General features: G+C 62.6%; 13 protein-coding genes. 12 read left to right on the top strand and 1 reads right to left on the bottom strand.

Features of this window, described 5'->3' with window-relative positions; translation table 11 throughout:
• The 6 genes from ACQZ2L_RS23075 to ACQZ2L_RS23050 all read left to right on the top strand — a co-directional run.
• Positions 1-3373, top strand: a 3373-nt coding sequence (locus tag ACQZ2L_RS23075; RefSeq protein ID WP_430328008.1) for a type I secretion C-terminal target domain-containing protein, incomplete at its 5' end; no start/stop codon positions are given.
• A gap of 166 nt (positions 3374-3539) precedes the next feature.
• On the top strand, positions 3540-3881 hold the full coding sequence (locus tag ACQZ2L_RS23070; protein WP_430328009.1) for a tryptophan synthase subunit beta: 342 nt from the start codon (positions 3540-3542) through the stop codon (positions 3879-3881).
• A 183-nt stretch (positions 3882-4064) separates the two neighbouring features.
• Complete coding sequence (locus ACQZ2L_RS23065) at positions 4065-4964, top strand: TauD/TfdA dioxygenase family protein (RefSeq protein WP_430328007.1); 900 nt, start codon at positions 4065-4067, stop codon at positions 4962-4964.
• An 18-nt stretch (positions 4965-4982) separates the two neighbouring features.
• Entirely contained in the window at positions 4983-6002 is a 1020-nt protein-coding gene (locus ACQZ2L_RS23060; protein ID WP_430328006.1) for an ABC transporter substrate-binding protein, read from the top strand.
• Between the two features lie 6 nt (positions 6003-6008).
• Positions 6009-6872, top strand: coding sequence for an ABC transporter ATP-binding protein (locus ACQZ2L_RS23055; protein ID WP_430328005.1), 864 nt, complete (start codon positions 6009-6011; stop codon positions 6870-6872).
• Positions 6873-6885: 13 nt separating this feature from the next.
• Positions 6886-7749, top strand: a complete 864-nt coding sequence (locus ACQZ2L_RS23050; protein ID WP_430328004.1) for an ABC transporter permease — start codon at positions 6886-6888, stop codon at positions 7747-7749.
• 20 nt (positions 7750-7769) lie between these two features.
• Here the strand turns inward: ACQZ2L_RS23050 and ACQZ2L_RS23045 are convergent, their stop codons facing one another.
• Positions 7770-8327 (bottom strand): WYL domain-containing protein, encoded by a 558-nt coding sequence (locus ACQZ2L_RS23045; protein WP_101322654.1) that lies wholly within the window; start codon positions 8325-8327, stop codon positions 7770-7772.
• Positions 8328-8532: 205 nt separating this feature from the next.
• On the opposite strand from ACQZ2L_RS23045, the gene ACQZ2L_RS23040 reads away from it, so the two are divergent.
• The 6 genes from ACQZ2L_RS23040 to ACQZ2L_RS23015 all read left to right on the top strand — a co-directional run bounded on the left by ACQZ2L_RS23040 (position 8533) and on the right by ACQZ2L_RS23015 (position 14490).
• Positions 8533-9345 (top strand): tetratricopeptide repeat protein, encoded by an 813-nt coding sequence (locus ACQZ2L_RS23040; RefSeq protein ID WP_430328003.1) that lies wholly within the window; start codon positions 8533-8535, stop codon positions 9343-9345.
• 112 nt (positions 9346-9457) lie between these two features.
• On the top strand, positions 9458-9910 hold the full coding sequence (locus ACQZ2L_RS23035; protein ID WP_430328002.1) for a MarR family winged helix-turn-helix transcriptional regulator: 453 nt from the start codon (positions 9458-9460) through the stop codon (positions 9908-9910).
• Positions 9907-11994, top strand: a complete 2088-nt coding sequence (locus tag ACQZ2L_RS23030; RefSeq protein ID WP_430328001.1) for an FUSC family protein — start codon at positions 9907-9909, stop codon at positions 11992-11994. The genes ACQZ2L_RS23035 and ACQZ2L_RS23030 overlap by 4 nt, the downstream gene beginning before the upstream one ends.
• Entirely contained in the window at positions 11991-12203 is a 213-nt protein-coding gene (locus ACQZ2L_RS23025; RefSeq protein ID WP_101322650.1) for a DUF1656 domain-containing protein, read from the top strand. Before ACQZ2L_RS23030 ends, ACQZ2L_RS23025 begins: the two co-directional genes overlap by 4 nt.
• Positions 12200-13075, top strand: coding sequence for an efflux RND transporter periplasmic adaptor subunit (locus ACQZ2L_RS23020; RefSeq protein WP_430328000.1), 876 nt, complete (start codon positions 12200-12202; stop codon positions 13073-13075). Before ACQZ2L_RS23025 ends, ACQZ2L_RS23020 begins: the two co-directional genes overlap by 4 nt.
• On the top strand, positions 13072-14490 hold the full coding sequence (locus ACQZ2L_RS23015) for an efflux transporter outer membrane subunit (protein ID WP_430327999.1): 1419 nt from the start codon (positions 13072-13074) through the stop codon (positions 14488-14490). The genes ACQZ2L_RS23020 and ACQZ2L_RS23015 overlap by 4 nt, the downstream gene beginning before the upstream one ends.
• The last annotated feature ends 18 nt before the right edge of the window (positions 14491-14508 follow it).

Raw genomic sequence — 14508 nt, 5'->3', positions numbered from 1 at the left:
CGGCGTTCCGGCCACCGAGGCTGATGCCAAAGTCACCTTCAACTTCGAGCTGAGCGACAAGCCTCAGGCCGGCAGCGCGCCAGTCGTACTGAACGTGCGCATCGGCAGCACCGACTACACCGTCAACATCGACAGCAACGGCAAGGGCTCGATCCAGGTCCCTAACCCGAACAGCGAAGACGTGTACAAAGACGCTAGCGAGTTGGTCGCGACTGTCACAGGCGGCACCGGCGGTAACTTCGAGAAGATCGAAACCGGCGCGACTGGCACCGCACAAATCGCTGACACCGAAACCCCGGTCAGCGTAACCATCACGCCGCAAGCTGCGACTGAAGCCGACGCCAACGTCATCTTCAACTTCCAGATGAGCAAGCCGCCGCAGGCTGGCAGCGACCCAGTGGTACTGGTCGTCAAAGTCGGCGCCAGCAACTACAACGTCTCGATCAACAGCCAAGGCCAGGGCACGCTGAGCGTACCTAACCCGAACACCGAAGACGTGTTCAAGGACGCCAGCAAGCTGGTCGCGACTGTGGTCAGCGGCACTGGCGGTAACTACGAGAAGATCGAAACCGGCGCAACCGCGATTGCCGATATCGCCGACACCATCGATACCGTCTACGCCAAGATCAGCATGGTCGGTACCGGTTCGGTCAACGAAGGCGGCAACCTCACCTACAAGGTCGAGCTGGTCGACAAGTCGGGCAACTCCATTAGTGTGCCAACCGGCAAGTCGGTTTCGGTCAACCTGGAATGGTCCGGCAATGCTGATGCCAGCGACATTGAAGGCACGCTGCCAACCAGCGTGACCATAAGTGGCGGCAAGAGCAGCGTCGAGTTCAACGTCAAGACCTTCGACGACACCAAGATCGAAAGCAGCGAGACCCTGACCGCCACCATCAAGCAGGTCAACGACACCAATCAGGTGTTCGAGAACCTCGCCGTGGGTAGCCAGAACGTCGCCACCGGCACCATCATCGACAACGACAAAGGCCCGGTCATCACCGCGCCTGGCAGTGCTTCGATCATCGAGAGCGGCACCGCAGGCGGCGCTGATGTGGTGTTGGTCATCGACCGTTCGGGCAGCATGGGGCCGGCGGGCAACGGCAATGGCGGTAGCGATCCAGATGGTAGCGGGCCATATACCTCGCGCCTGCAGATGCTCAAGGAAGCGGTGAAGAACCTGTTCGATTCCGGCACCGTGCATTCGGTGTTCATCGTATCGTTCAGCGGCAGCGCCTCCTTCCATAGCTCCGGCAAGGATGGGGGTTGGTTCACCAACCTGGATGATGCCTATGCCGCGATTGACGCACTCAAAGCCAACGGCACCACCAACTACAATGCTGCGCTGAACACAGTGATCGGCAACTATCAGGCACCACCAGCAGGCGGCAGCAAGCTGGTCAACATCTTCATGTCCGACGGTGAGCCGACCAGCGGTCAGGGCGCGAATGAAAGCAACTGGATCAACTTCCTGAACCAGAAGAACTTCAATGATTCCTATGCTGTTGGCTTCGGCGGCCTGAGCAACACTGACAAGAACTACCTGGAGCCAATCGGCTGGAAGCCGGGCGAAACCGTAGGTTCCATCACACAAGGCGCCAACGACAACCACGTCCTGGTCGTCGACACCTCGCTCAGCGCCCTGACTCAGGCGCTGGTAGGTAGCGTTGGCGGCAGCGCGGTGTCCGGTAACGTCACCGACAACGCCACCAGCGGTACCGCTGGCTGGGCCAGCAACGGCTGGAAACTGGCGTCGGTGCAGTACAACGGCGTTACCTACTCGTTCACCAGCGCCACCGACTCCAAGACCCTCGACCTGGGCAATGTCGGCAAGGTGGTGATCAAGGCCGACGGCAGCTACACCTTCTCCGGCAAGGACAACTTCGACACGGCCAATTCGCTGTCGGCAGTGGTCAATTTCACCGTCAAGGATGCTGCTGGTAATACGGCCTCTTCGTCGCTGACCCTGACCGTCAACGACCGTAGCGACCCAATCGCTGCCAATGACGACGTGACCGCCACCCTGACCTCGAAAACAGTCATGGGCGCGGCAACCGACGTCACGCTGGCCAGCTTCACCAGTGGCGAGAAGAACCAGTGGAAGTTCGAGAACGCAATTGATCGCGACGCGCCTAACCCGGCAGCCGACACCGGCCGCTGGCAGGTGAGCTCGGTGGTCGGCACCACGGCGGATGCCAGTGTCAGCAGCGGCAGCAATCCGACCCTCGTACTGACGGATCGCAACGGTAATAACAGCGGCGATGCCTCGATCCTGACCCCGCTGTACAAAGCGGTGGGCGGCGAGACGATGTCGTTCAAGGCGGTAGCTTCCCTTTCGACGGTGAACTACTGGTTCTCTACCGAGAAAGACACTGCAGCCTGGACGCTGTTCAAGAGCACCGATGGTGTCAACTGGACCGTGGCCGGTGGTGGCTCGATCGCTAATGGCACCTCCACCATCACCACCGATGCGCTGGAAGCGAACGCCCAGTACCGCGTGCAGCTGACCGTGCATGACGACACCAGCAGCGTCTACACGGGCAACGCCTCCGTCAGCTTCGACGACTTCAAAGTCACCGTACCTGGCGCCCCTGTGGTCGAGTGGACTGCCACCCCTGTCACCGGCACTGTGGCTGGCAACGACGTGTGGGGCACTGACGGCGAAGTCTCGACCCTGGCAATCAAGGTCAACGGCGCCTGGGTCGATGTACCGACTGGCGGCACCACCGTCAACGGTCAGTACGGCAGCCTGGTGATCGGTAAGGATGGCTCGTACACCTACACCCCGACTGCGAGCAAGGACGGCGTCGGCCACATGGATCAATTCGATTACAAACTGACCCAGCCGGACGGCGATACCGACACCGCGCACCTGTACGTGACCATTCAAGGTACCGGCCCAGGCGCAGATGGCGTGGCGGCACCGGCGTGGACCAGCGGCAATGACCTGCTGATCGGCGGCGACGGTAACGACAACATCTTCGGCGGTGCCGGCAACGACACACTGATCGGCGGCAAGGGCAACGACATCCTCACCGGCGGCAGCGGTGCCGACCTGTTCGTCTGGAAAGCGGGCCACACCGGCAACGATGTGATCACCGACTTCAAGGCGTCCGAAGGCGACCGTATCGACCTCAGCGAACTGCTTCAGGGCGAGAAGGGCAGCACCATCGACAACTATCTGAAGATGACCACCGTGCAAGGTGACACCGTTCTGCAGATCAGCAGCGATGGCAAGCTCAACGTTCAAGATGGCACCAATCACGTCGATACCACTATCACCGTGCAGGGCGTCAACTGGTCGAACAGCTCCATCAACTCGTTGATCAGCGGTGCCGATCCGTTGATCAAGGTCGACAACCACAACGGCTGATGTTCACCCGCCAGCAGCAGGCAACTGCTGCTGACGTTGTGCACTGATTCAATTCCGGCCTCGTCGCAGCTTGCCTGCAACGAGGCCGGAGTCGTGTTGGGCCAGCTCAAGCGTTATCCTGCCCCCATTGCAACCAGAAGGATTCACCGTGACAACGGATCACAGCCTGTATTACGTGCAGCGCGACGCCGATGGCCGCCTGTCGCGGGTCGACGCCAATGCTTTTGAAGGCCATACCGAAACCCTCCCGGGTGACCACGTCGAGGTCCTGCATTGGCTGGCTGACGATGTTATTGGCAACAGCCTCAACCAGCTCAAACAGAGCGATCTGGACATGATCCGGGTGCTCGAAGACTTGATCGAAGTGCTGACCAACAAAGGCGTGTTGAGCATTACCGACCTGCCGGCCGGAGCTCAGGCCAAGCTGCTCAGCCGCTCTAGCGCGCGGCGTGCCTTGGGTGGGTTGAGCAACCTGATCGAAGAAGAGCCTGAAGGCGGTTTGATCTGATCAGCCGTTCATATGTATATGCACTAACGGTATTTAAACTATCGTTCTTATGACTTTATAGTCACTCCACTGCGTACCTGCCGACCAATCGGCGCGCCGCACGATGTGAATCCACACGGGAGTCCCCCGTGCGTTTCTGATCGTTGCGCGCCTTTTGCATCGCGCACTATGTGGGAGTGACACATGCCAGCCGTCTCCAGCGCCTTGTCGAGCAACGACAGCGCACCTTCGCAATCCTTCGAGGTTCGTCCATTTGCCGGCGCAGTCGGTGCCGAAATCATCGGCCTGAACCTGGCTCAACCGGTCAACAGCGAAGACTTCCAGCGTATCCATCGCGCTCACCTCGACCATCACGTGCTGGTGTTTCGTGACCAGCGCATCGCCCCCGAACAACAGATTGCGTTCAGCCGACGCTTCGGCGAGCTGCAGATCCATGTGCTCAAACAGTTCCTGCTGGCGGGTCATCCAGAAATCCTGATCGTTTCCAACATTATCGAAAACGGCCAGAACGTTGGTTTGGGCGATGCGGGTAAATTCTGGCACTCCGATCTTTCCTACAAAGAACTGCCCAGCCTGGGTTCGATGCTGCACGCCCAGGAGTTGCCCAGTGAGGGCGGCGATACCCTGTTCGCTGATATGCACAAAGCCTGGGACGCCGTGCCCGATGCCCTGCGCAAGGTCATCGCCGGCCGCGATGCCGCGCATTCGTATACAGCGCGCTATGCCGAGACCAAGTTCGAAGGCAACTGGCGCCCGACCCTGACTGCCGAGCAGCTCGCGCAGGTTCAGGAAGTGATCCACCCGGTCGTGCGTACCCATCCGGAAAACCACCGCAAGGCACTGTTCGTCAGCGAAGGCTTCACCACCCGTATCGTTGGCCTGCCGGCAGACGAGAGCCGTGATGTGCTGCAGCAGCTGTACGCCCTGAGTGTTCTTGAACAGAACATCTATCGCCACCAATGGCAGCCGCATGACCTGGTGTTCTGGGACAACCGCTCGCTGATCCACCTGGCCGCCGGCTGCCCGGCTCACCTGCGGCGCAAACTTTTCCGCACCACCATCCAGGGCGATGCCCCGTTCTGACGACCGAGAGAACTCACCATGCGCAAATCCATCAGCCGCCTGGCGGCGAGCATCACCCTGGGCGCGACCCTGGCCGTCGGCACCCTTGCAGCACCCGTCGCAGCACATGCCGAAGGCAAGATCCGCATCGCCGAGCAGTTCGGCATCGTCTACCTGCTGCTCAACGTCGTGCGTGACCAGCAGTTGATTGAAAAACACGGCAAGCAGGAAGGCCTCGACATCAAGGTCGACTGGGCGCAGCTATCCGGTGGCGCGGCCATCAACGACGCCTTGTTGTCCGGCTCGGTGGATATCGCCGGCGCCGGCGTCGGCCCACTGCTGACGGTCTGGGACCGAACCAAAGGCCGGCAGAACGTCAAGGCTGTGGCCTCGCTGGGCAACTTCCCGTACTACCTGGTCAGCAGCAACCCGAATGTGAAAACCATTGCCGACCTGTCCGAGAAAGACCGCATTGCCGTACCTGCCGTGGGCGTCTCGGTGCAGTCGCGTTTTCTCCAGTACGCCGCCGCCAAGCAGTGGGGTGACAAGCAATACAACCGCCTAGACAAATACACTCTCGCGGTGCCGCATCCGGATGCCACCGCAGCCCTGCTGGCTGGCGGCACCGAACTCAACGGCCATTTCTCCAACCCACCCTTCCAGGATCAGGTGCTGGCCAACAAGAACGTGCATATTGTGCTCAACAGTTATGACCTGCTTGGGCCCAACTCGCCGACCCTGCTGTTTGCCACCGAAAAATTCCGCAACGACAACCCGAAAACCTACAAAGCCTTTGTCGCCGCACTGGCTGAAGCCGCCGACTTTGCTCAGCACGACAAGGCTGCCGCAGCCGATACCTATATCCGCGTGACCAAGGCCAAGATCGATCGCGACGCGCTGATCCGGCTGATCGACAACCCGCAGTACGAATTCACCATCACGCCGAAAAACACCTACCCGTTGGCCGAATTCCTTTACCGGGTCGGCGCGATCAAGAACAAGCCCGCATCGTGGCAGGACTATTTCTTCGAGGACGAGCGTCCTCTGCAGGGGAGCTAATCGCCGATGACTGCCCCATTGCCAGGCCACGCGGCCAGCAAGCTGAGCCAGGTCGCTACGCCGGCATTGCTGGCTGTGGATAACGTGAGCCTTGAATACCGCACCGCGCAGCAAGTGGTGCGCGCCACTCATCAGGTCAGTTTCGAGGTCGACCACGCGGATCGTTTCGTTCTGCTCGGGCCGTCCGGCTGCGGCAAGTCGACCTTGCTCAAGGCAGTTGCCGGTTTCATCGAGCCCAGCGAAGGGCAGATCCGTCTGCAGGGCGAAGCCGTGCGTGGCCCAGCCCCTGATCGCATCGTGGTGTTTCAGGAGTTTGACCAACTGCCACCCTGGAAGACGGTGAAGCAGAACGTCTTATTCCCGCTGCTGGTGTCCGGCCAGCTCAAACGCAACGAGGCCGAGCAGCGGGCTTTGCATTACCTGGACAAAGTTGGCCTGGCTGCGTTTGCCGATGCCTACCCGCACACACTCTCGGGAGGCATGAAAGCGCGGGTGGCGATTGCCCGTGCGCTGGCGACCCAGCCGAAGATCCTGTTGATGGACGAGCCGTTCGCTGCACTCGATGCCCTGACCCGGCGCAAGATGCAGGAAGAACTGTTGCTGCTGTGGGAGGAGGTGCGTTTTACCCTGTTGTTCGTCACCCATTCAATCGAAGAAGCACTGATCGTCGGCAACCGTATCTTGTTGCTGTCGCCGCATCCAGGGCGCGTTCGCGCTGAGGTGCACAGCCACCAGTATGACCTGGGCAGCCTGGGCGCCAGCGACTTCCAGGCCAGTGCCAGGCGTATTCACCGGCTGCTGTTCGACGAGGCATCAGAACCTGAACACAGCGCTGAGCTGGGCTTCAACGACATTCGCATCGCCTACTGAGGGGAAACAGGACATGACCACGACACCTGTTCGCCAGGAATATGAAGTGCAGCTGCAGCCTTTGCTCAGTGTGCCGCTGCAAAGGCAGTTGCCGTTAAGCCAACGCTTGTGGCAGCAAGGCTGGCTGCGCAAGACAGTGATTCTGCTGGTGCTGGCAGTCGCCTGGGAGCTGGCTGCCCGCTATACCGACAACGACCTGCTGCTGCCCAGCTTCCTGCAGACGGCAGCGGCACTGTGGGACTCACTGCTCAGCGGCGAACTGCCGGAAAAGGTCGGCGTCTCGTTGGTGGTGCTGCTCAAGGGCTATCTGCTGGGCATCGTGCTGGCCTTCGGCCTGACCAGCCTCGCCGTATCGACCCAGTTTGGCCGCGACCTGCTCAGCAGCCTGACCTCGATGTTCAACCCGCTGCCGGCAATCGCTCTGTTGCCATTGGCCTTGCTGTGGTTCGGCCTGGGCGACAACAGCCTGATCTTCGTGCTGGTGCACTCGGTGCTGTGGGCACTGGCACTCAATACCTACGCAGGCTTCATGGGCGTGTCCGAAACCTTGCGCATGGCCGGGCGCAACTACGGCCTGCGCGGCCTGCGCCTGGTCGTGCACATCCTCGTGCCCGCCGCGCTGCCGTCGATCCTGTCTGGCTTGAAGATTGGCTGGGCGTTCGCCTGGCGCACGCTGATCGCTTCCGAGCTGGTATTCGGCGCCAGCAGCGGCAAGGGCGGATTGGGTTGGTATATCTTTCAGAACCGCAACGAGCTGTACACCGACAAGGTGTTTGCCGGGCTGGCGGTGGTGATCTTGATCGGCTTGCTGGTCGAGGGGCTGGTGTTCAATACGCTGGAGCGCGCTACGGTGCGTCGCTGGGGGATGCAACGCTGAGGGCCACCGGGTGCTGTGACTCAGTCCTGATACTGAGCTGCGGCGCTGCTCAAGGTACGCCCGATTTCCTCACGCAGTGACTGTGGCAGCTCTACCACCAGGCTGTCGCCCTGGCTCAACAGCCACCAGCGCAGCGGCCAACCGTCGCTGACCGTCGCGCGCAGGCGGTGGCCGTGCTCCAGCGCGGTCAACTGCATGTCCGGGGTCAATGGCGCGTCACGCAACTGCCGGGCGAGCAGATCGCTGATCCACGCCTGCAGCTCAATGCCATCACCCTGCACCGGCTGCAGTGCATCCCCGCGCAGGTACGCCTGCAAGTCGAAATTGCCGCGCAGCTCGCTCACCGCTGCCGCTGACCAGTGCCAGCCAAACGGGATGCTCTTGTCGTTGCGCTCAAGCGGGAAGATCAACGCAAGCTCGTTGAGATCGCGCTCGACCGTGCGTTTGCTGACGATAAAGCCGACGTCACGCAACCCCCAGACCAACTCGGCGCTGGTAATGCCGGGCGAGCGGCTGGGCAGCTGACGCAGCAGGGCCCATTGACGGCTGAGGGTGGCGCGAGTAGTGGCGAAGGGCAAAGGTTAACGTCCTTGTCTAGGCTTGCCGCACCAGAATGGCGGCACAGGGCGCGCATGGCAATTAGCCACACCTCGCTCAGATCAATGAACCTGCATTTGGTTGCCTGGGTTCGAATCGTTCGCGACAGGTTTCGTCGTAGCATGCCGCAGAATCACGCCTCACCACGGCTGTGGTTGGGTTGTGAAGCGTTCAATGAGGATGAACATGTCTGCTGCCAGCAATATCCATTCGCTGCTCGCGCGTCTTTTACCGGCGCGGATAATCCCTGTGCCGATTCCTCCACGCCAGCGTCAGCATCTGTTCACCGGTGTCGGCCTACCCAGCCACTGTGGGCAGTTAGGCGAACGCCCTGGCCTGGTCAATCGCCTGGATGAAGCCGTCGACCTGCAGGCGGTGTATGCCGACCTGCGCCGGCTCGCGCTGGCGGGCAACATCGCTGCACTGAACGACCTTGGCTGGATCTGGCTCAACGGCAAGTACTGGCTGGCAGATACGGTCCTGGCTGGGCATCTGCTGCGCATGGCCGCGCTGCAGGGCAATGCTGCCGCCTGGTTCAATCTTGGCCAGCAGCACTACTTCGGCAAAGGCGTGGCGGTGTGTTACGAGCAAGCCGCCGAATGCTATCGCCAGGCATTCGAGGGCGGCCTGCTGCACGCTGCTGCAGCGTTGGGCGACCTGTTCGAAGAGGAAGTCTGCGACGCTGAGCAGGAATGGATGGTTGACCCGGTCGAGGCGCTGCGCTGGTTCATGCGCGGGGCCAAACTGGGCGAGGCGCGCTGTCGGTTCGAGGTCGGCCATCGTTTCTTGCATGGGCTGTATGTCGAGGCCGATATCAAGGCCGCCCTGTACTGGCTGGAGCTGGCGGCGGCCGCCGGGGTGATGCAGGCAGCAGAAGAGCTGGCGGTGCATTTCAGCAGCCGCAACGTTGCCCGCTACAAGGATTGGCGTGATCAGGCGATCCAGATGGGCAGCAACCTGGCCTTGACCATGAAGCTTGAAGACCAGGTTCAGCGCTGAAGTGCATGAACAACCTTTCATCCGCGCAGCTCATCGCCGGCGGTTGACGCGGGGGGTGGGGCAGGGCGTATATTGATAGTTAGCAAACTATGAATATATTTCCGGTTACTCCATGACACTCGATTCACTGCACCTGCAAGTCAGCAGCGGCATGGTAGTGGGCGCACGCCATTGGCGGCGTATCTGCCATACAGCCCTGACCAGCTATGGTATTTCCGAAGCCTGCGCGGTGCCGCTGCTGATGATCGTGCGCCTGGGCGATGGCGTGCATCAGGTCGCGGTGGCCCACGCTGCCGGGCTGGAGAGCCCATCACTGGTGCGCCTGCTCGACCAGCTGTGCCGAGCCGGGCTGGTCTGTCGCAGTGAAGACCCGCTCGATCGCCGGGCCAAGGCACTGAGCCTGACTGCCGAGGGCCGGGTCCTCGCCGAGTCGATCGAAGGCGAGTTGGTGCGTCTGCGGCGGGATATCCTCAAGGGCATCAGCGAGGCTGATCTGGAGGCCTCGCTGCGAGTGATCCGGGCTTTCGAAGCCGCCGCTCAAGGGCCCATTGAGGGCCTGGCATGAACGGCTTCTTCAGCTCGATGCCACCCGCCCGCGACTGGTTCTATGGCGTGCGCACCTTCGCCGCGTCGATGATCGCCCTGTACATTGCCCTGCTGATGCAACTGCCGCGCCCCTACTGGGCGATGGCCACGGTGTACATCGTCTCCAGCCCGTTCGTTGGCCCAACCAGCTCCAAGGCCCTGTACCGCGCCCTCGGCACGCTGCTCGGCGCGGGCGGGGCGATCCTGCTGGTACCGCCGCTGGTACAGTCGCCGTTGTTGCTATCGGTGGCGATTGCCTTGTGGACGGGGACCTTGCTGTTCCTCTCGCTGAACCTGCGCACCGCCAACAATTACGTGTTGATGCTGGCCGGTTACACCTTGCCGATGATTGCCCTGGCGGTGGTCGACGATCCGCTGGCGGTGTTCGACGTCGCCTCTTCGCGGGCCCAGGAGATCTGCCTGGGCATCGTTTGCGCAGCGGTGGTGGGCGCGATCTTCTGGCCGCGGCGGCTGGCGCCAGTGGTGGTCGGTTCGACCGGCAACTGGTTTGCCGAAGCGATCCGTTATAGCGATAGCTATCTGGCCCGTGATGTTGCGGTAGAAAACGTCGCCGCACTGCGCGCCTCGATGGTCGCCACCTTCAACAGCCTCGAGATGATGATCGGCCAGCTCGGTCACGAAGGCGCCGGCCCGCATACCGTGAAGAATGCCCGCGAACTGCGTGGCCGGATGATCCACCTGCTGCCGGTCATCGATGCCCTCGACGACGCCCTGCGCGCCCTCGAAGGCCGCGCGCCGGCGCAGTTCGCGCTGATGCAGCCGCTGCTGGCCGATGCCCGAGAGTGGCTGCAAGGCAGCGCCGATGATGCTTCGGTGCTGCGCTGGCGCGCCCTCAGAGACAAGCTCGAGTCTCATCAACCAAGCGCTGCCGCGCTCGATCAGCGGCCCGAACTACTGCTCTCCAACGCGCTTTACCGACTGACTGAATGGGTCGACCTGTGGCAGGACTGCTGCGCTCTGCAACATGCTTTGCGCGCTGACGATGCTACGCCCTGGCGGGCAGTCTATCGGCACTGGCGGCTGGGCCGGCTTACGCCATTTTTCGACCGTGGGCTGATGCTCTACTCGGTGTTCTCCACGGTCACTGCGATCATCGTCGCCTGCGCATTGTGGATTGGCCTGGGCTGGCACGACGGCGCCAGCGCGGTGATCCTCGCCGCAGTCGCCTGCAGCTTCTTCGCCGCCATGGACGACCCCGCGCCGCAGATCTACCGGTTCTTCTTCTGGACCCTGCTGTCGGTGATCTTCTCCAGCCTCTACCTGTTCCTGGTGCTGCCCAACCTGCACGACTTCCCGATGCTGGTGCTGGCCTTCGCCGTGCCGTTCATCTGCGTCGGCACCCTGACCGTGCAGCCGCGCTTCTACCTCGGCACCTTGCTGACCATCGTCAACACCGCGACCTTTGTCAGCATCCAGGGTGCCTACGATGCCGACTTCTTCACCTTCCTCAACGCCAACCTGGCAGGCCCGGTGGGCTTGCTGTTCGCGTTCATCTGGACCCTGCTGCTGCGCCCGTTCGGCGTTGAGCTGGCGGCCAAGCGGCTGACCCGCTTTGCCTGGCGCGACATCGTCGAAATCACCCAGCCAGCGCCGTTGGCCGAACAGCGCAAGGTCGGCGTACAGATGCTCGACCGCCTCATGCAACACCTGCCGCGGCTGTCGCAGACTGGCCAGGACAGCGGCGTGGCCCTGCGCGACCTGCGCGTGGGCCTGAACCTGCTCGACCTGCAAGCCTACCTGCCGCGCACTGGCCTGCAAGCACGCGAGGCGCTGCAAACGGTGATCGAGGAAGTCGGCGCTCACTATGCCCAGTGCCTGCGCGCCGGCGAACGCCTGCATGCGCCGCCAGAGCTGCTGCGCAACATGGAGCACGCCCGCCAGCGCCTGGCGCTGGACGATCTGCACGACCGTGGCGATGCCCGCGTGCATTTGCTGCACGCCTTGAGCGGCCTGCGCCTGGCCTTGCTGCCGGGTGTTGAGGTGATGCTTGAGCCCAGTGCGCCCGCGCAACTGCCTGATGGCATCGATGGAGCTCCGCTGTGATTGGTGAACTGGATATCAGCGGGGTGTTCCTGCCCACGCTACTGGTGATGATGATCGGCACCTACCTGCTGTTTCTTGGCGTGCACGCTGTGCTGGTGCGCCTGCACTTCTACCGCCTGGTCTGGCACCGGGCGTTGTTCAACGTTGCCCTGTATGCCGTGCTGCTTGGCGCGGTAGACCACTTTTGCCGAAGCCTGATGCTGCCATGAAAAAACCTTTGCTGACCTTGGGCCGTGTGGTCCTGACCCTGCTGGTAGTGACCTTTGCCGCCGTGCTGATCTGGCAGATGGTGGTGTACTACATGTTCGCCCCGTGGACCCGTGACGGCCACATCCGCGCCGACGTGATCCAGATCGCCCCGGACGTGTCCGGGCTGATCCAGCGCGTCGAGGTGCGCGACAACCAGGTGATCAAGCGCGGCGACGTGCTCTTCAGCATCGACCAGGACCGCTTCAGCCTGGCCCTGCGCCACGCCCAGGCGACCTTGAGCGAGCGCCAGGAAACCCTCGCTCAAGCCACCCGCGAAACCCGCCGCAACAAAAAGCTGGGCAACCTGGTCGCGGCAGAGCAGTTGGAAGAAAGCCAATCGCGTGAAGCCCGCGCTCGCGCAGCGGTCAATCAGGCCCAGGTCGCGGTCGACAGCGCGCAACTCAACCTGGACCGCTCGGTAGTGCGCAGCCCGGTCGACGGCTATCTCAACGACCGCGCCCCGCGTGCCCATGAGTTCGTCACCGCTGGCCGTGCAGTACTGTCGGTAGTCGACAGCGCCTCGTATCACGTCGATGGTTATTTCGAAGAGACCAAGCTCGGTGGCATCCATATTGGCGATGCTGTCGACATCCGCGTGATGGGTGACAACACCCGCCTGCGTGGCCACGTCGAAAGCTTTGCCGCCGGCATCGAAGACCGTGACCGCAGCAGCGGCGCCAACCTGCTGCCCAACGTCAACCCGGCGTTCAGCTGGGTACGCCTGGCCCAACGCATCCCGGTGCGGATTGCCTTCGATGAGGTGCCAGCCGACTTCCGTATGATCGCCGGGCGCACGGCCACCGTGACTATCCTCGAGGACCAGCGCCCATGAAACGCCTGTTGCTGCTTGGCCTGAGCCTGTCACTCGGCGCCTGCCAGATGGTCGGCCCCGACTATCAGGTACCAGAGGACGCTGCGGTCCAGCGCAGTGACCTCAACGGCGCCTTGCGCCAGGACGCCGACAGCGTGGTCTCGGCGCCGGTGCCGGAGGACTGGTGGCAGCTGTACCAGGACCCGCGCCTGAACCAACTGGTGCGCCAGGCCCTGGCCAGCAACAGTGAGCTGCGCGTGGCGGCAGCCAACATCGCCAAGGCCCGCGCCCAACTTGAGGTCGCTGAATCGCAGGGCGGCTTTGGTGGTTCCGGCAAGCTTGCTGCGCAGCGCTTGCAGGAGTCTGGCGAAGCCTTCCTGCAACCGGAAAAAGTCCCGGTCGCAAACATCGGCGAAGCGATCATCAGCGCTTCCTATCAGTTCGACCTGTGGGGCACCTTCAAGCGCGGCACTGAAGCCGCCCAGGCCAATGCCGACGCCGTCCAGGCCGCCGCTGACACTGCCCGCATCACTTTGGTGGCCGACGTGGTCAAGGCTTACACCCAGGTCTGCTCGGCCAACGAAGAGCTGCACATCGCTCGCCAGTCGCTGGACCTGCAGCAGCAAGGCGTGCAACTGACCCAGCGCCTGCGTGATGCTGGCCGCGGTGACGAAACTCAGGTCACTCGCTCGCAAACCCAGCTCAAATCATTGAGCGCCGAGCTGCCGCGTTTTCAGGCTGAGCGCGAGACGGGCTTGTATACCCTGGCGGCGCTGCTGGCCAAACCGGTTGAGCAACTGCCGGCAGGCACTGCCGATTGCGCCGAGCTGCCGCACCTGGCCCAGTTGATCCCGGTGGGTGACGGTGCTGCGCTGCTCAAGCGCCGCCCCGACGTGCGCCAGGCCGAACGCCAGTTGGCAGCCGCCACCGCGAGCATCGGTGTCGCTACAGGTGCGTTGTATCCGAACATCAGTATCGGCGCCCAGGTCGGCACCATCGGCATCCTCGACAACCTCGGCGAGCCGTCTACCAACCGCTGGGGCTTTGGCCCGCTGGTCAGCTGGACCATCCCCACCAACGGCACCCGTGCGCGTATTCGCGAGGCCGAGGCCTCGACGCAAGCCGCCCTGGCCCATTTCGACGGCGTGGTACTCAACGCCATCCGCGAAACCCAGACCCGGCTGGCGCAGTACAGCGCACTGCTCGATCGGCGCGATGCCCTGGCCGAGGCCGAACGCTCGGCCCAGCAAGCCGCCGAGCAGACCCACCGCTACTTCCAGGCCGGACGCGAGTCGTTCCTGGCGGACCTGCAGGCCACCCGCACCTACACCGACATGCGCGGGCAGCTGGCCGCGGCCAACAGCCAAGTGGCGATGGGGCAGATCAGCGTCTTTCTGGCGTTGGGTGGTGGCTGGAAAGACACAGCAGGCAAGTGATTCAGGCAGTGCTCAGCG

This window comes from Pseudomonas shirazensis, assembly GCF_050496565.1.
GTDB lineage: Bacteria > Pseudomonadota > Gammaproteobacteria > Pseudomonadales > Pseudomonadaceae > Aquipseudomonas > Aquipseudomonas shirazensis_A.
This window is presented reverse-complemented; position numbering and strand designations above follow the sequence as displayed.